We start from the raw sequence: 14,174 nt of genomic DNA on the forward strand, positions 1-14,174 counted from the left end.
CATGAGTGATCTCCTGGGGAGGCTCCGCGAACGCGGCTGGCGCCTGACCGCGCAGCGCCGCGTCGTCGCCGAGGTCCTCGACGGAGACCACGTGCACCTGACCGCCGACGAGGTGCACGCCCGCGCCGCGGAGCGACTGCCCGAGATCTCCCGGGCGACGGTGTACAACACCCTGCGTGAACTGGTGCAGCGCGGGGAGGTCCTCGAGGTGTCGACCGACGGCCGCGCCAAGCGCTACGACCCGAACGCGCACCGGCCCCACCATCACCTGCTGTGCTCACGCTGCGGCTCGATGCGCGACGTCCGGCCGACGGGCGACCCTCTCGCGGACCTTCCGCCCTCCCAGTCCTTCGGCTTCACGGTCTCCGAGGTCGAAGTGACGTACCGCGGAATCTGCCCGGACTGCGCCGCCTGAGGACTCGGGCCCACCGCGTGCCCGCGGAGGGCCGGCCCGGAGCCGTCGCTGCTCCGGCGCCCGCCAAGACACTCATCCCTTCGGGGCGTCCAAGGCGCCGTCCTCTCCGTACACCGACACAGTGGTTCCTGAACCACCCGGTTCCGGACGGAAGAGAGGCACGTCATGAAGATCGCGGTCATCGGTGGCACGGGGCTGATCGGCTCGCAGGTCGTGGAGAACCTGAACGCGGCCGGACACCAGGCGGTACCGCACTCGCTGTCCACGGGGGTCGACGTCGTCGGCGGCGAGGGAGTGGACCGGGCGGTCGAGGGAGCCGACGTGGTCGTCAACCTGACGAACTCCCCGACCTTCGACGACGCCTCGCCGGCCTTCTTCCAGGCTTCCATGGACAACCTCCTGGCCGCGGCCGAGCGGGCCGGGACGGGGCACTTCGTCATCCTCTCGATCGTCGGCGTCGACCGGGTGCCGGAGCTGGACTACTACCGCGCGAAGGTCCTCCAGGAGCAGATCCTGCGGCAGGGCCCCGTCCCGTACTCGATCGTGCGCGCCACCCAGTTCATGGAGTTCATGGAGGCCGTCCTGTCCTGGACGTCGGACGGCGAATCCGTCCGGCTGCCCGCGACGCCGATCCAGCCGATCGCGGCGAAGGACGTGGCGGCCGCGGTGGCGGACGTCGCCGTGGGCTCCCCGCTGAACGGCATCCGCGACATCGGTGGACCGGACGTGTTCCGGCTCGACGACCTGGGCCGCCTGACCCTCTCCAGCAAGGGCGACGCGCGTACGGTCGTCACCGACCCGACCGCCGGCATGTTCGCGGCGGTCAAGGGCGACGTCCTCACCGACAAGGAGGCCCACCTGGCCCCCACCCGGTACACCGACTGGCTCGCCTGAATGGACGAAGGCGCCGGCCCCGCTCCCGCCGGGAGCGGCACGCCGGGGGGAATCCTCCGCAGCAGACCCGAGCGGTGGCTGTTCAAGGGCATCTACGGCCTGGTACTGGCAAGCGCCCTGGTGGCCGCGCTGGACGTCCCCGGAGGGGAGGCCGACCCCGGTCAGGACGCGCTGTGGGTCCTGCTCACCGCGGTGACGTCGGGTGCCGCCCACGGGTACGCACATGTCATCGCCCAGCGCGCGTCCGGTGACGGCACGGCCAGAGCGAGCAGAGTGCGCGCGGTGCTCGTCGAGTGGCCGCTGGTCGTCGCCGTGCTGCCGACCGTGGCGATGCTGCTCGCCGCCGCGGCCGGGTGGTGGGCGGAGGAGACGGCCGCCGACACGGCCCTGCTGTGCAACACCGTCGCCCTCTTCGTCCTGGGCTTCTCCGCCGCGCGCACCGCCGGGCTCGGCCGCCTGTCCTCCTGCCGCGCAGGGGCCCTGGACATGCTGATCGGCCTGGTGATCATCGCCGCGGACGCACTGATCGAGTAGCCGGTCGCCGCCCTGCCCCGCCGCGGGCACCACGCCCGCGAGTGTCCTCCCTCCCGCCCGGTCAGTCGCCGAGTGCCGCCGTCATGGCGTCGAGGTCTGAGAGCAGCGCCGTCAGACGGTGCGCCGGGACACCGCGGATCATGCGTTCCTCGATCGAGTAGACCGCCCGACGGGCGGCGTGCAGGCGTTCCCTGCCGGCCGGAGTCAGGTGCACGGGCAGGGCACGGCCTTGTGCGGCGGTGGCCGGCCGCGTGATGAGACCGGCGTCCTTGAGGCCGCGCAGGACGACGTTGGCCGACTGCCGGGTGACGAAGGTGCCGCGTGCCAGGTCGGCGTTGGACAGGCCCGGCCGCTCGTCGAGGAGTTCCAGACACGAGTACTGCGGGACGGTCAACTCGTGCTCGCGCAGTGCTCTGTCCATGGCGTTGCGCAGGGCGGCCGAGGCGCGCTTGAGGCGGTATCCCACGTGCTCGGTGACGTCCTCGGCGGCGTGCGGTGGGGGGACGGGTGCCGGAATCTCCATGTCAGCATTTTGACATGCAGGCCGGCGCCCGCCTACTGTCTCCGATGTCAAAGTCCTGACATCAATGTCTCCGGAGGAACCATGACCGCCACCGTCGAAGGCCCCGACTTCATCGCCCTGCAGGTCACGGACGTGCCCGCCGCCGCGGCCTTCTTCGAGGAGCATCTCGGCCTGCGCCCCGCCCCCGCCTCTCCGCCGGGCGCCGTGGTCTTCACCACCAGCCCGGTCCCCTTCGCCGTCCGAGAGCCGCTCCCTGGCACCGACCTGACCGGCGACTCCGTCCCGGGGCTGGGCGTCGCGCTGTGGCTGCGCACCGACGACGCCGCCGCACTGCACGAACGGCTCGTCGCCGCCGGCGTCGAGGTGGCGGGGCCGGTGCAGGACAGCCCGTTCGGGCCCATGTTCACCTTCACCGGCCCCGAGGGCTACCGGCTCACCGTCCACGGAGGCTGAGCCGGCCCCCGCCGAACCCGGTCAGCGGTCCCGGGAGAGTTCGAGGAGTTCGGCGAAGGTCCCACCGGCATGGACGAGTTCGTCGTACCGGCCCTGCTCGGTGATCCGCCCGTGCTCCATGACGACGATGTGGTCGGCGAGCTTCGTGTTCTCCAGGCGGTGGGTGACCACGATGGTGATGCGCTCGGCGGCGATCGCCTTGATCCGCTCGAAGATCCGGTGCTCGCCGCGCGGATCCATCTGGGACGTCGGCTCGTCCAGGATCAGCAGCCCCGGGCGGCGGTACAGGGCCCTTGAGCACGCCACCCGCTGCCACTGTCCGCCGGAGAGCTCGGTGCCGCCGAAGACGTCACGGGAGAGCAGGGTGTCCAGGCCCGCGGGGAGGACGTCGACGGCTTCGCGCAGGCCGACCGCGTCGACGGCCTCCCACACCGGGGTGTCGTCGTGGGTGCGGGGCTGGCCGAGGGTCACGTTCTCGCGGACCGGCATCGGCCACTGGGCGAAGATCTGCGGCACCAGGCCCACGTCCGCCCAGACGGTGGCCGGGTCCACCTCGGCGAGATCGGTGCCGTTCCAGGTGACCCGCCCCTTGTCGGGAAGGTAGATGCCGGTGAGCAGACGGGTCAGTGTGGATTTGCCCGAGCCGTTCGCCCCGACGACGGCGAGGATCTGACCGCGCTCCAGGGTCAGCGAGACGCCGTCGACGGCGGGCCTGTCCCTGCCCGGGTACTGGTAGACGACCTCCTCGAGCCGGATCTGCTCGGTCGGCGCCTCGTGCCTGCCGGGTCCCCGCTTCGGGACGCGGGCCGCGGCGTCGTCGAGGAAGGCCTGCATGTCGCTCAGGTAGAGGCTGGTGTGGAAGACCGCGGCGCCGTTGAGGACGACCTGCGACAGTGCGGCGAGCGTGGTCTGCACGGCGATGACGGCCGTGGCCGCGACCGCGAGTTCGATCCGCCCCGATACCGCCAGCCAGGCCAGGACTCCCCAGGTCGCCACGAGAAAGACGCCACCGGCCGACGCGGAGAGCACCGCGATCCGAAGGGTGCGCGGTGCGGCTGCCAGGGTCCGTCCGTCGCACCGGTCGGACAGCGTCCGGTACCAGTGGACGAGGTAGTCCGTCATCGAGTTGGCGCGGACCTCGTCGCCGTACTTGGACGTGGTCGCCCACCAGCGCATCATGCCGCGTACGTTGCGGTCGGCGATGTTGGCGTAGTGGACCTCGTAGTCGACGCGGGCGGTCAGGACGGCCCCCGCACCGGCCGGCAGTACCGCGAGCAGGAGCAGCGGCAGCATCAGCGGATTGAGCGCCGACAGTACTCCGCCGGCCGTGACCATCCGGATCAGCGCGGACAGGAACCGCTGGGCGTCGGTCACCATCACCTGGGTTCGGATCACCCCCATCTCCGCCGCCTCGTGCCGGTCCGAGAAGCCCTCCTGCGCGTATGCGGACGCCTCCACCCGGCACACCGCCTCGACCAGGGCGCTGTCCGTCTCCGTGGTCAGCCTGGGGGTGATCCGCCGCTCGGCGTAGGTCGCCACCGCTGCCGCACCGCGGCCCAGCGCGGCGGCGAGCGCGACCACCAGCAGCGCGGGCACGGCTCCGTGCAGCCGGTCACCGGCGGAGCCGTCGCCGAGGACGGGCCTCATGGCGCGGGCGGTGGCCGTCAGCAGCACGGCGGCCGAGACACCCGTGACCGCCTGGCAGCCCAGCAGCAGTTGCACGGCCCGTCGGTCGGTCCGCCACGACAGGCGGACGATCCGTCCGAGGACGGCGGGGATCTGCGCGCACATCCGCCAGAACGAGACCTCGGCGAGCGGATTGACGGAGTACCTGCCGCTGTAGGTGATCTCCGCCGGTTGTGGCGGCGGCGGGGGAGAAGCTGTGACGTCCTCTGGTTTGTTCGCATCGGTCGCGGTCAATGGGTCCCCCTCGACGGTCGTTCGAGCGTGGTCGTCGGGCTCAACGACCGGAGCGGGATATCGAACACATGTGTTTCGGTCGCAGCGGGAATCCCGGAATACGGCGCGTGGCGGTGCGTGGTGGATGCACGGACCCGGTCGGCACAACAGGTGAGCGGAGCAGGCGGATTGGCCGAATCGCCGACGACGGCCGCTACGGCGGCTGCCGGAAACCCGCATGACGGCACGATCCGAAGACGCCAGGGGGTCGGCCCGTGACCGTCGGCGTCGCGAAGCCGACCCGCCCTCCGATCGCCCCGGGGGACGCGGCCCCTTGGCGGAGCTGCTCAACGCGATCGAGGTCGTCGACGTCTTCGGCGAGTACTACTCGCGGGAGGACGCCACCGACCAGATCAACGCCCCTTCGCCCGGACCTCGGCTTTCTGCCGCGCGACGCGGACAGCGGAAACCCCGGGGGCCGCGGGTTGCGCGCGGCTCAGTCCTCGACCCAGCCGTGGCCCTCGCTGAACTTCAGGAGCACGCCGCGGACGGTGAGGATCTGTTCCGCGGTCAGCTGCGGACTGGACGTCAGCAGCAGTTCCGTCACATCACGCCGGAACTCGTCGGAACTGAGCACGTCGCACATCGGGTGACCGTTCTCGTCGGACATCGGGGCCCGGGACGCGGCCTCCTGGCGCCGCACGGGCTTGGGCCGCTCACCCTCGGGGAGCCGGATGCCCGACGCCTTGAGCCCACGCTCACCGCTCTCCACCTCGAACTCCACGACCAGACCGGAGCGCACGTACTCCTCGGGAATGAGGAGATCGTTCACGTGCAGGAAGATGTCCTCGCCGCCGTCGTCCGGGGCGATGAACCCGTAGCCCCGCGTACTGTCGAAACGCACCACACGACCCGCGACCATGCGGACCCCCAACCTTTGGAAACCACACCCGTCCGGGGCCCTTCCCCGGAGCCGTGTGCATGCTATCCGGCCGGGTCGGCGCACGATGAGCCGGCGGTTGTCGGCCGAGCCGGGACCACCTCGGTCTGCGTGAGATCGACCGAGGCCGCCAGGGCCCGCGAGGTGGGCGAGCAGGGCCGCACCACGGACGAGATCGCCCTGCCGATGCTCCGAGGCCCGGACCGCCTCAGAGGGAGGCCGCTCGGAGGAGGGTTTCGGCGGCGGCGGTGCGGGCGTAGAGGACGGAGCGGCCGGAGCGGTGAGCGCTGACCAGACCCGCGTTGCGCAGCGCCGTGAGGTACTGGGACACCGCGGCCGGGGAGAGTCCGGTGCGGTGGGCCAGTTCGGTGGCGCAGGCCGGGGCCTCCACTTCGGTCAGGAGCAAGGTCCGTGAGCGCCCCAGGACCGGGGCGAGGGCGCGTGCTCCCGCGGTGGGCCGTTTCTCCCACAGGGCGCCGATGCCTCGGGCAGGGAAGGCGAGTTGCGGTGGGCCCGGCGGTCGCACCTGGGTCCGCGGACCGGGGCCCGTGAACACGGACGGGATCAGCAGCAGTCCCGCGCCCGCGGACCGGCGGGGTATGTCCTGTCTCGGCGCGATGCGCCTGCCCCAGTACGGCGAGGCGTTCGCGCCCGACTCCGTCCCGCGCGACCGCGACCAGGCGATCGAGGTGCTGCGCCGGGCGGTCGAACTCGGTGTGAACCACATCGACACCGCCGCGTTCTACTTCTCACCGCTGCGCCGCGCCAACGAGCTGATCAACCGCGCCCTCGCGCCCTACCCGGACGATCTTGTCATCGCCACCGAGGTCGGCCCCGGCCGCGACCCCTCGGGTGCCTGGCTGCCGCACGCCACCCCGCAGCAGCTGCGCGGCCAGGTCGAGGAGAACCTGCGCCGGCTCGGCCGCGACCACCTCGACGTGGTGAACCCGCGCATCGTCGGCACCGATTCGATCGCCGACCGCTTCGGCGCGCTGGCCGAACTGCGCGACGCCGGACTCATCCGGCACCTGGGGTTGTCCAACATCCGCCCGTACCACCTCGCCGAGGCCCAGGCCGTCGCACGCGTGGTCTGCGTCCAGAACATGTACGGCATCGGCGCGTCACCCGAGCAGGAGGACATGCTGCGTATCTGTGCCGAACAGAACATCGCGTTCGTGCCGTTCTATTCGATCGCCGGCAGTGGGCGCACGGCCGGCGCGAGTGGCGAGGACACCGGCGCGGTGCACACCGTCGCCCGCGCCCACGGGATCAGCACCGCCCAGCTCCGGCTGGCGTGGACGCTGCACCGCGGCCCGCACGTCCTGGCCATTCCCGGCACCGGCGACCCCGACCACCTCGCCCAGAACGTGGCCGCCGGCTCGCTGCGCCTGTCCGGAGACGACCTGGCCGCCCTGGAGTCCCTCCGTGACGAGACCGCATGACAGCGACAACGCCTCGGCACAGCCGCCGGCAGCGTGATCAATCCCGCAAGGGCTGTGATGGCCCACCCCGGCGGCGCACCGGATTCCCTCACGCCGTCCCGCGCCCGCCGCTCAGCGTGACGACGCCCGGCGAGCGGCTGCGCGGCCTGCCCGTGCCGTCCTCGACCCCGGCGTACGGGGAGCTGGCCGGCGCCGATCCGTCCCTCGGCCTCCGGCGGACGCAGCACTCCAGGTGCCGTGAGCCGGCGCACCGAAATGGCTAATGTGAACGGCATGAGTGAAGAATCGGAACGTTCCGTCGTCGTCGAACGCATCGCCGGAGGCCGCTTCGTGGCGACCAACGCCCGCGGTGGATCGATCAGTTTCGGCACATCCCCGGACAGCGGCGCGGACACCGGATTCACTCCCGTCGAGTTGTTCCTGGCCGCGATCGGCGGCTGTACGGCCGTGGACGTCGACGTCGCCACGGGCCGGCACGCGGAGCCCGCCCGGTTCTCCGTGACGGTCAGGGGAGACAAGGTCAGCGACGACCAGGGCCACCGCATGACGAACCTCGAGGTCGCGTTCACCGTGGCCTTCCCGGACGGCGAGGGAGCGGAGCGCGCCCGCGCGATCCTGCCCCGCGCGGTCAAGGCCTCGCACGACCGTCTCTGCACGGTGAGCAGGACCGTCGAGATCGGCACACCGGTGAACACGACGGTCACCGACGCCTGACCCGACCGTCCTGCCGCGCCCGGGCTGCGGAAGGAGTCGTCGTCGGCCGCACGCCAGATGAGTTTCCGGCAGCGGTGCGGTCTACCCGTTGACGAAGGGAGCGCACCATGCGCAAGATCATCATCTGCACGTTCCTGACGCTCGACGGTGTGATGCAGGCGCCGGGCGGCCCGGACGAGGACGGCGGGGGCGGCTTCGAGCACGGTGGCTGGCAGAAGCCGGTGGACGACGACGAGGTCGGCGCGGCCATCGCGGGTTGGTACGAGCACTCCGACGCGATGCTGCTCGGCCGCAGGACGTACGACATCTTCGCGTCGTACTGGCCGACCGCCGATCCCGGCAACCCGTTCACCGACCGCATGAACTCCATGCCCAAGTACGTGGCGTCCCGGACCCTGACCTCCGTCGAGTGGCGGAACTCCACGCTGCTGGAGGGCGACGTCGTCGCTGCCGTACGCGAACTCAAGGCGTCCGACGGCGGCAGTATCAACGTCGTCGGCAGCGGCGACCTCGCCCAGACCCTCATGCGTCACGGCCTCGTCGACGAGTACCGGCTCACCATCCACCCGGTCATCATCGGCACCGGCAAGCGGCTCTTCGCCGACGGAGCGATCCCCACGGCACTGGAGCCGGTCAGCGTGTCGGCGACGAAGGGCGGCACCGTAGTCGGCGTCTACCGGCCGACGGGCGAGCCGAGCTACGACAGCTACTAGGCGGACACGCCCGGGCCGGGGGTCTCGCGTCGGGGCAACGCCCCACGAGGCGAGGCCCCGAGCGCATGACGCCCTGACGCCCGGACGTCACGCGCCGGTCACACGCACGTGTTGCCGTCGTTCCATGTCTTGGTGGCGTTGCCCGGCAGGGCCTGCCAGTGGACGACCGCACACTGGAAGTTCTGCCGGGTCTCACTGCCGACGGCGTACTCGTAGGACGTCGGGTAGCCCATCCACCCCGCCTCGCACCCCTGGCTGCACCAGTGGTCGCCGATGTCTCCCCAGACGGGCCACGCGCCGCTGCGGGGAGACCAGTAGACGGTCCCGTTCTCGAACTGCGTCCGGCGGCCGACACCGTCGGGGTTGACCAGCTCCTCCGTGAGCGGGCAGCCGAGCGACCCCCCGGGGCCGCCCATGGCGACGTACCGCTTCTCGATGTCGCCCAGCACCCGGTGACCGCAGTAGTCACCGTCGGCCTGTGCCGCCTGTGCCGCCGGTGACGCCGATACGACGAGCGTGCCGGCCAGCAGGGCGAGCAGGCCGACGGCGGATGCCACCTGTCCCGGCGCCCTGGTTCGGTCGGTGTTCCGCATACGCGTCATGCGTCGTCCCTCTTGTCGTGAGCCGTCTTGTCGTTCAGCTGAACTCGTGCTGATCAACGACTGGCCCGAGGCGGGGAAACGCTCTGCCGTAGTTGCAGTCCTCGCTCAAGATGTAGTACTTCTTGTACATGAGCGAGCAGGTGCACAACAGGTTGGCCGTGGTGCGCGCCGAACGGAAGGTGTCGCGGCAGCACCTGGCTGAGGCGGTGGGGGCGCATTACCAGACCATCGGCTACATCGAGCGGGGGCAGTACAACCCGAGCCTCGACCTGGCGCTGAGGATCGCGAAGTTCTTCGAACTGCCGGTGGAGGCGCTGTTCTCGCTCGAGCCGTTCCGGCCGCTCACGGATGAGATCTACGGGAGGAAGACGTCATGACGACGACGCGGCTGACGCGCTACGACCGCAGCATGCTGCGGCTGATGAACGACCGCCGAGGCCGGCCGCTGTACGCCACGGCCACCCGCCGACGCCTGGTCGTCGGCGCGCATCTGGCGCTGACCGTGACCATCGGCGGGCTGATGGCCTACTCGTACCTCGCGGACGGGGAGCCGGTCTGGCCCTTCGTCGCCGCGGCGGTGCTGCTGCTGCCGTGGATGGTCGCGACCGGGGCGATCAACGCGGCCACCCGTGGTCTGCTGGAACTGCGCGAACGAGCACTGGACGAGCGTCAGTCCGCCGAACGCTCCCGCGTGCAGGCCCGGGCCCACCGTGCGATGACCCTGCTCCTCGCAGCGACCGCCGTCGGTCTGTTGATCGTGGGTGCGGCCGACGGCAAGGCCCCCACGGCGTACGCGGCACCGATGGTCATCACGGTCCTCGCGGTGCACTGGCTGATGCCGTTGTGGGCGGCCGGCCTGATGGCTCAGGACGAGCCGGCCGACAGCGACGGTCCCGAGGCCTGACGAGTCTCCTGCCCCCGACCGTCGCCCCGGCCTGCGGACCCGCCGGACGGGCAAGGCCCATCGGAGCGCCGGCACATCACGCCCGGCCACGGCCGCCGCGGACGGGTGCCTCCCCCGGACGGCCCCCGCTCCGGCGCGTTCCCCGGGGAGCATCCGCGCACCGGGCTAGTGTCGACGGGCGCGCCGGAGACGGCGAACCGTCCTCTGCCCCCGCCCCCGTCGTCGTCCGTAGGGAGCGTGTCCAGCTTGGCCCGGAACCGTCGTCTGATCCTGAGTACCCCCTCGGAGGTCTGGGACCTGCTGTCCGACGGACACCGCTACGGAGAGTGGGTGACCGGCACTCAGCAGATCCTCGCGGCGGACCCGCACTGGCCCGAGGTGGGCGCCCGGCTGCGCGTCCGGGTCGGTTTCGGCCCGATGGTCGTCGACGACACCTGCGTCGTCCGCATCTGCGAACCCGGGCGCCGTTTGGAACTGGAGGCGAGGGCGGCGCCGTTCGGGGCGGCCCGCATCGCCATGAAGCTGGTGCCCTGGGGCGACGCCACGCTCTTCGTACTCGACTGGCACGCGTTGCGGGGGCCCGGCATCCGGATGCACGGTCTGCCGGTGGACTACCTCGTCGAGGTCCGCAACGGCATGATGCTGACCAAGCTGGCCAGGATCGCCGTCCGGGAGCACCGCTCCGATGCCGACGCCCTCAGGCGTCGCCCATGACCAGCCCCTCGATGGTGTGCATCTGCCTCACCGGCGCCAGCTCGTCCACGACCGGGCAGTCGAGGTGGCGGCGTACCCGCTCGGGCAGCGTCTCCCAGTAGGCGCGCGTGACGGCCGTGTCGTGCCGGTCGCCGTTGTTCGCCTCCGGCCCGTCGACGCCCAGGACCAGCACCGGCCGCGACCTGGCGGAGCCGTTGGTCGTGCCCCGGTGGATGGTCAGGGCCGTCCGTGCGGAGATGTCACCGCGTCGCGGGTACTTGCGCACCGCCCGCCCGGCGTAGCGGCCGTAGTGCGAGCGGGGCGGGAACATACCGTGCTCGAACTCCTCGCTGTCGTCCCACTGGGTGCCCGGGGCGATCTCGAAGGGACCCATGTCCTCCTCGGTGTCCACCGTGGTCACATTGAAGGCGAGCGAGGTGAGACGCCGCTCACGGCGGGTCTCCTCGGGTATGGGAAAGTCACGGTGCCAGGGCTGGTTCACCGCGCCCTCCAGCGGGACGTCGAACCCGAGTTCCACGATGCGGTAGTCGGGGCCGAGCGTCGCCGTGCACAGGGAACGCACCCAGGGATGGTCGGCCAGGTCCGCGAAGCCCCTGATCTGCTCGGGGTGGATCTCGACGTAGTACCGGTTCGGCCCGCGGCCGACCGCACCGCCGGGCCGGGAACGGGCCTCCTCGAACGCCTTGGCCACGTCCTCGCCGAGCAGGTCCGCCCACCCGGGAGCGAAAGCGCCCTTGCGTGCGGTGATGCCGTCCGTGTACAGGGCTGCCACGTCCGCCGACACGTCGACGTCCAGGGCGCCGACGTCTACACCGGGGAAAACGGATGCGTTCATGGTGCGCCTCCTTGCACTGCGTCGGCAGTGTCGGCTGTGTTGGCTGCGACCATATTGCGACGTTGAATGCGACGTTGTAATAGGCTCCTGGGGGATTCTGGTCGCCCTCTCCGGGACGTGCGAGGATGTCGGCCGTGAGCAGTCGCCTGAAGGACGTCGCCGCCCTCGCGGGGGTGTCGACGCGCACCGTTTCCAACGTCGTCAGCGGCTCGGTGTCCGTGGCCGAAGAAACCCGGGCGCGCGTCCAGGCCGCGCTCGACGAGCTCGGCTACCGTCCGAACGTCGCCGCCCGCAACCTCCGCGCCGGCCGCACCGGCCTGATCGGCCTGGCCATTCCCGAGCTCCACTCACCGTACTTCGGCGAACTCGCGGCCTTGGTCGTCGAAGCCGCTCAGCAGCGATCGTGGACCGTCGTCATCGATCAGACCTCCGGGGACGCCGACGCGGAGCGGCGGCTCCTGGAGGGCACCGGAGGCAGACTGGTCGACGGCCTCATCATCAGTCCGTGGGCCCTCGGACCGGAGGAGCTCACCGGACAGTCGCGCAACGTGCCCGTCGTGCTTCTCGGCGAACGCCGGCCGCACGGTCTCGCCGACCGTGTCGCCGTGGACAACGCCCTCGCGGCCGACGAGGCGACGACCCATCTGCTCGTGTCGGGACGCCGGCGAGTCGCGGCGATCGGTCCGCAACCGCACCTGCGGAACGAGACGGCCAAGCAGCGGCTGGAGGGATACCACAACGCCCTGCGACGTGCCGGGCTGGACCCGGACCCCGACCTGGAACGGCCCGTGGCGACCCTGCACCGCAAGGACGGCGCGGAAGCGATGACCGCGCTGCTGGACGCCGGCACCCGACCGGACGCCGTCTTCGCGTTCACCGACGAACTCGCCCTCGGCGCCATGCACGTGGCCCACCAGCGCGGCGTGCGCGTCCCGGAGGACATGGCCTTCGTGGGCCTCGACGGCATCGAGGACGGCCACTACGCCAACCCGTCTCTGACGACCGTGGTCCCCGACAAGCGGCAGATCGCAGAGCGGGCACTGCAGTGCCTCGCCGACCGCATATACAGCCCGGCCTCCGCCGTGCCACCCCTCGACGTCGTGATCCCCCACCAGCTCGTGGTACGAGCGAGTAGCGCGTAGAGGGGCAGCCGCGGCCAATATCCGTGTGGGCAGCGCTGCTGCCTGCTAACGTCTCCCACATGAAGCGCGCTGCTGTGACGACGACGCCGGAGAGTGTCCCGGCGCGCTGACAGACGACCTGATCCGAAGCCCCGGGGCAAGTGCCCCGGGGCTTCGTCGTAGGCCCGGTCACTTGCTCCGCAACCAGTAAGGAGACCACGATGACCACCGTGCACGACCACCGCAGGACCGGCCGCGAACTGGACCTCTTCGACACCGATCCGCTGCTCGGCGCCGGCTTGCCGTACTGGCTGCCCGACGGCGCGGCCGTGAGGCACACCCTGGAGGAGTACATCCGCACCGTCGAGCGGCTGGCGGGCTACCAGCACGTGTACTCACCGGTCCTCGGCAAGCGGGAGCTGTACGAAATCTCGGGACACTGGGCACACTACAGCGACGACATGTTCCCCCCGATGAACCTCGGCGGCGAGCAGCTCGTCCTGCGGCCGAGCCTGTGCCCCCATCACGCGGTGATCTACCGCTCCCGCTCCCACAGTTACCGCGAACTTCCCCTGCGCATGGCCGAACTGGGAGGCATGTACCGCTCCGAACTCTCCGGCGTGCTCGGCGGACTGACCCGCGTACGGGCCATCCAGCTCAACGACGCACACATCTTCTGCACCCTGGACCAGGTCGCCGAGGAGGCGCGGGCCGCGCTGGAGATGATCCGCCGGGCATACGAGGCACTCGGCATCGTCGCGACCCGCTACCGCCTCTCCTTGCCGGGCCCCGGCGGCAAGTACGTCGCCGCACCGGAGAAGTGGCAGCGGTCCACCACCCTGCTGACCGACGTCCTCGACCGCTCGGGCCTGCCCTACGAGTCAGCCCAGGGCGAGGCCGCGTTCTACGGCCCCAAGATCGACGTCCAGGTCACCGACGGCGCCGGCCGGGAGTCCACCCTGTCCACCGTCCAGGTCGACTTCCACCAGCCCGAGCGGTTCGACCTGCACTACGTCGGCGCGGACGGCGTCAAACACCGCCCGGTCATGGTCCACCGCAGCATCATCGGCAGTGTGGAACGCGCCGTCGCCCATCTCATCGAACAGCACGGCGGTGCCTTCCCTGCCTGGCTCGCCCCCACTCAGCTCGTCATCCTCCCCGTCTCCGACACCGAACTGCCGAACGCCGCGTCCCTGGCCCGACGCAGCACCCGGCTCGGACTGCGTGCCCGGGTCGCGGGACCGGACCGTGGCAGCCTGGGCGCCCGAATCCGAGAGTCCCGCCTGGTTCCCTACCAGGCCGTCCTCGGCGCCAGAGAGGCCGCCGACGACCAGACCGCACTGCGCTTGCGTGACGGACGCCGACTCGGCCCGCAGCCGGTCGACGACGTACTCACCCGCATCAACGCTCTCGTCGCCGCCCACAGCACCGACCTGTGGGCCGACACCGCCGGCTAGTCGGCCGGCCGTCT

Annotated in this window: 18 protein-coding genes; 12 read left to right on the forward strand and 6 right to left on the reverse strand. The window is 71.1% G+C overall.

What is annotated here, in order from left to right:
* Nucleotide 1: 1 nt before the first annotated feature.
* The 3 genes from ACIQFU_RS08255 to ACIQFU_RS08265 all read left to right on the forward strand — a co-directional run bounded on the left by ACIQFU_RS08255 (nt 2) and on the right by ACIQFU_RS08265 (nt 1,843).
* A complete protein-coding gene (locus tag ACIQFU_RS08255; RefSeq protein WP_402549959.1) occupies nt 2-415 on the forward strand; it encodes a Fur family transcriptional regulator in 414 nt (137 codons plus the stop codon).
* 165 nt (nt 416-580) lie between these two features.
* Nucleotides 581-1,309, forward strand: coding sequence for an SDR family oxidoreductase (locus ACIQFU_RS08260; protein WP_402549961.1), 729 nt, complete (start codon nt 581-583; stop codon nt 1,307-1,309).
* Nucleotides 1,310-1,843: a hypothetical protein gene (locus ACIQFU_RS08265; protein WP_402549963.1), complete on the forward strand. Its 534-nt coding sequence runs from the start codon at nt 1,310-1,312 to the stop codon at nt 1,841-1,843. It abuts the gene before it with no gap.
* 61 nt (nt 1,844-1,904) lie between these two features.
* Here ACIQFU_RS08265 and ACIQFU_RS08270 read toward each other — a convergent pair whose 3' ends face one another.
* Nucleotides 1,905-2,366: a MarR family winged helix-turn-helix transcriptional regulator gene (locus ACIQFU_RS08270; protein WP_402549965.1), complete on the reverse strand. Its 462-nt coding sequence runs from the start codon at nt 2,364-2,366 to the stop codon at nt 1,905-1,907.
* An 81-nt stretch (nt 2,367-2,447) separates the two neighbouring features.
* Between ACIQFU_RS08270 and ACIQFU_RS08275 the strand changes: the two genes are divergently transcribed.
* Nucleotides 2,448-2,819 (forward strand): VOC family protein, encoded by a 372-nt coding sequence (locus ACIQFU_RS08275; RefSeq protein ID WP_402549966.1) that lies wholly within the window; start codon nt 2,448-2,450, stop codon nt 2,817-2,819.
* A gap of 21 nt (nt 2,820-2,840) precedes the next feature.
* Here ACIQFU_RS08275 and ACIQFU_RS08280 read toward each other — a convergent pair whose 3' ends face one another.
* The 3 genes from ACIQFU_RS08280 to ACIQFU_RS08290 all read right to left on the reverse strand — a co-directional run bounded on the left by ACIQFU_RS08280 (nt 2,841) and on the right by ACIQFU_RS08290 (nt 6,064).
* Nucleotides 2,841-4,739 carry an ATP-binding cassette domain-containing protein gene (locus ACIQFU_RS08280; protein ID WP_402549967.1) on the reverse strand — a complete coding sequence of 633 codons (1,899 nt, stop codon included), beginning with the start codon at nt 4,737-4,739 and terminating at the stop codon, nt 2,841-2,843.
* Between the two features lie 475 nt (nt 4,740-5,214).
* Nucleotides 5,215-5,640: a cold-shock protein gene (locus tag ACIQFU_RS08285; protein ID WP_402549969.1), complete on the reverse strand. Its 426-nt coding sequence runs from the start codon at nt 5,638-5,640 to the stop codon at nt 5,215-5,217.
* A gap of 226 nt (nt 5,641-5,866) precedes the next feature.
* Nucleotides 5,867-6,064 carry an ArsR/SmtB family transcription factor gene (locus tag ACIQFU_RS08290; RefSeq protein ID WP_402549970.1) on the reverse strand — a complete coding sequence of 66 codons (198 nt, stop codon included), beginning with the start codon at nt 6,062-6,064 and terminating at the stop codon, nt 5,867-5,869.
* Between the two features lie 193 nt (nt 6,065-6,257).
* Here ACIQFU_RS08290 and ACIQFU_RS08295 point away from each other — a divergent pair, with 193 nt between their 5' ends.
* From ACIQFU_RS08295 to ACIQFU_RS08305, 3 genes are all read left to right on the forward strand, one after another.
* The gene (locus ACIQFU_RS08295; RefSeq protein ID WP_402549971.1) at nt 6,258-7,100 is read left to right on the forward strand and encodes an aldo/keto reductase; all 843 of its coding nucleotides are present in this window, start codon (nt 6,258-6,260) and stop codon (nt 7,098-7,100) included.
* A gap of 273 nt (nt 7,101-7,373) precedes the next feature.
* The gene (locus ACIQFU_RS08300) at nt 7,374-7,814 is read left to right on the forward strand and encodes an OsmC family protein (RefSeq protein WP_402549973.1); all 441 of its coding nucleotides are present in this window, start codon (nt 7,374-7,376) and stop codon (nt 7,812-7,814) included.
* 107 nt (nt 7,815-7,921) lie between these two features.
* Nucleotides 7,922-8,527, forward strand: coding sequence for a dihydrofolate reductase family protein (locus tag ACIQFU_RS08305; RefSeq protein ID WP_402549974.1), 606 nt, complete (start codon nt 7,922-7,924; stop codon nt 8,525-8,527).
* 98 nt (nt 8,528-8,625) lie between these two features.
* Here ACIQFU_RS08305 and ACIQFU_RS08310 read toward each other — a convergent pair whose 3' ends face one another.
* Nucleotides 8,626-9,129: an LGFP repeat-containing protein gene (locus ACIQFU_RS08310; RefSeq protein WP_402549975.1), complete on the reverse strand. Its 504-nt coding sequence runs from the start codon at nt 9,127-9,129 to the stop codon at nt 8,626-8,628.
* A 128-nt stretch (nt 9,130-9,257) separates the two neighbouring features.
* Between ACIQFU_RS08310 and ACIQFU_RS08315 the strand changes: the two genes are divergently transcribed.
* The 3 genes from ACIQFU_RS08315 to ACIQFU_RS08325 all read left to right on the forward strand — a co-directional run bounded on the left by ACIQFU_RS08315 (nt 9,258) and on the right by ACIQFU_RS08325 (nt 10,747).
* Entirely contained in the window at nt 9,258-9,506 is a 249-nt protein-coding gene (locus ACIQFU_RS08315) for a helix-turn-helix transcriptional regulator (protein ID WP_402549976.1), read from the forward strand.
* On the forward strand, nt 9,503-10,033 hold the full coding sequence (locus tag ACIQFU_RS08320) for a hypothetical protein (protein ID WP_402549978.1): 531 nt from the start codon (nt 9,503-9,505) through the stop codon (nt 10,031-10,033). The genes ACIQFU_RS08315 and ACIQFU_RS08320 overlap by 4 nt, the downstream gene beginning before the upstream one ends.
* A gap of 246 nt (nt 10,034-10,279) precedes the next feature.
* Nucleotides 10,280-10,747, forward strand: a complete 468-nt coding sequence (locus tag ACIQFU_RS08325; RefSeq protein ID WP_402549979.1) for an SRPBCC family protein — start codon at nt 10,280-10,282, stop codon at nt 10,745-10,747.
* Here ACIQFU_RS08325 and ACIQFU_RS08330 read toward each other — a convergent pair.
* Nucleotides 10,731-11,582, reverse strand: a complete 852-nt coding sequence (locus tag ACIQFU_RS08330; protein WP_402549981.1) for a phytanoyl-CoA dioxygenase family protein — start codon at nt 11,580-11,582, stop codon at nt 10,731-10,733. The two genes, ACIQFU_RS08325 and ACIQFU_RS08330, sit on opposite strands and share 17 nt — an antisense overlap.
* A 134-nt stretch (nt 11,583-11,716) precedes the next feature.
* On the opposite strand from ACIQFU_RS08330, the gene ACIQFU_RS08335 reads away from it, so the two are divergent.
* Together ACIQFU_RS08335 and thrS are read left to right on the forward strand one after the other, a co-directional pair.
* On the forward strand, nt 11,717-12,724 hold the full coding sequence (locus ACIQFU_RS08335) for a LacI family DNA-binding transcriptional regulator (RefSeq protein ID WP_402549982.1): 1,008 nt from the start codon (nt 11,717-11,719) through the stop codon (nt 12,722-12,724).
* Between the two features lie 209 nt (nt 12,725-12,933).
* Nucleotides 12,934-14,160: a threonine--tRNA ligase gene (thrS, locus tag ACIQFU_RS08340; protein ID WP_402550039.1), complete on the forward strand. Its 1,227-nt coding sequence runs from the start codon at nt 12,934-12,936 to the stop codon at nt 14,158-14,160.
* The last annotated feature ends 14 nt before the right edge of the window (nt 14,161-14,174 follow it).

This window comes from Streptomyces sp. NPDC093065 (genome assembly GCF_044754585.1).
Taxonomy (GTDB): domain Bacteria; phylum Actinomycetota; class Actinomycetes; order Streptomycetales; family Streptomycetaceae; genus Streptomyces.

Bases quoted from the DNA above. Each gene is read 5' to 3' on its own strand.
- ACIQFU_RS08255 (WP_402549959.1), top strand. From the start codon at position 2: ATGAGTGATCTCCTGGGGAGGCTCCGCGAACGCGGCTGGCGCCTGACC.
- ACIQFU_RS08260 (WP_402549961.1), top strand. From the start codon at position 581: ATGAAGATCGCGGTCATCGGTGGCACGGGGCTGATCGGCTCGCAGGTC.
- ACIQFU_RS08265 (WP_402549963.1), top strand. From the start codon at position 1,310: ATGGACGAAGGCGCCGGCCCCGCTCCCGCCGGGAGCGGCACGCCGGGG.
- ACIQFU_RS08270 (WP_402549965.1), bottom strand. From the start codon at position 2,366: ATGGAGATTCCGGCACCCGTCCCCCCACCGCACGCCGCCGAGGACGTC.
- ACIQFU_RS08275 (WP_402549966.1), top strand. From the start codon at position 2,448: ATGACCGCCACCGTCGAAGGCCCCGACTTCATCGCCCTGCAGGTCACG.
- ACIQFU_RS08285 (WP_402549969.1), bottom strand. From the start codon at position 5,640: ATGGTCGCGGGTCGTGTGGTGCGTTTCGACAGTACGCGGGGCTACGGG.
- ACIQFU_RS08295 (WP_402549971.1), top strand. From the start codon at position 6,258: ATGTCCTGTCTCGGCGCGATGCGCCTGCCCCAGTACGGCGAGGCGTTC.
- ACIQFU_RS08300 (WP_402549973.1), top strand. From the start codon at position 7,374: ATGAGTGAAGAATCGGAACGTTCCGTCGTCGTCGAACGCATCGCCGGA.
- ACIQFU_RS08305 (WP_402549974.1), top strand. From the start codon at position 7,922: ATGCGCAAGATCATCATCTGCACGTTCCTGACGCTCGACGGTGTGATG.
- ACIQFU_RS08310 (WP_402549975.1), bottom strand. From the start codon at position 9,129: ATGACGCGTATGCGGAACACCGACCGAACCAGGGCGCCGGGACAGGTG.
- ACIQFU_RS08315 (WP_402549976.1), top strand. From the start codon at position 9,258: ATGAGCGAGCAGGTGCACAACAGGTTGGCCGTGGTGCGCGCCGAACGG.
- ACIQFU_RS08320 (WP_402549978.1), top strand. From the start codon at position 9,503: ATGACGACGACGCGGCTGACGCGCTACGACCGCAGCATGCTGCGGCTG.
- ACIQFU_RS08330 (WP_402549981.1), bottom strand. From the start codon at position 11,582: ATGAACGCATCCGTTTTCCCCGGTGTAGACGTCGGCGCCCTGGACGTC.